This window comes from Rhodococcus chondri (assembly GCF_036327435.1).
Classification (GTDB): domain Bacteria; phylum Actinomycetota; class Actinomycetes; order Mycobacteriales; family Mycobacteriaceae; genus Rhodococcus; species Rhodococcus chondri.
In genome coordinates this window covers 1-727 of record NZ_JAUZMZ010000390.1, presented here as the reverse complement: position 1 = coordinate 727, position 727 = coordinate 1, and the positions used below count along the sequence as shown (strand labels likewise).

1 pseudogene is annotated in these 727 nt (G+C 74.3%); it reads right to left on the bottom strand.

Annotated features, from left to right (window positions below):
- A pseudogene (locus tag Q8814_RS26335) lies at positions 1-565 on the bottom strand (hypothetical protein); the annotation flags it as partial.
- Between the last annotated feature and the right edge of the window lie 162 nt (positions 566-727).

The following is a 727-nucleotide window of genomic DNA, read 5'->3' as shown; positions in this document are numbered from 1 at the left end:
GGCCGCCGGCTGCGATACCGCCACCGGCGGCTCCCGCGACCGCACCGAGGCCGGACATCGAGCCGGAAACCCCGGTTCCGATCGTGGCCGCGGCATGCACGCCTGCCGGTGCGCCGGCCGGTGCGCCGCCGGGGAGGCCGGTGGCCGTGGCAACGGTGGGTGCGGGATCGCCGGCGAAGGACGCGCCGACGCCCGGGCCGGCCGCGGCCGTGACCGAACCGACGGTGCCGGCCACGGCGGATGCCGCGTGCGCCGCGTGGGACATCGCCGCCCCGGCGTGCGACACGGTGTCACCGATTACGGCACCGGCGTGGTGCACCGCCGCCACCGCGCCGTCGGCCATCCGGCGCACGGGGTCGACGACGGGCACCGTTCCGGCGTCGGTGTCGTAGGTCCGAACGTCGTAGGTCCGAACGTCGTAGGTCCGAACGTCGTGGGCCCGAACGTCGTAGGCCCGGACGTCGTGGGCCCGGACACTGCCGGCCGTCGCGGCACCGCGACCGTCGACGGTATCGGTGGTGATGGCAGGCGGCGGCGAAAAGCGTTCGGGGAGCGCGGCGTACACGGATGCCGCCTCGTATGCCTCCATCGCCGCGGCGGGGCGGAAACTGCCGGCGAGCCCACCGAAATGGCGCGAGACCAGGCGGGAGACCTCCTCGGCGCCCGGGGGCGGTACGTCCCTGTCTCTTATACACAGCTGACGCTGCCGACGACAATGCTAGTGTAG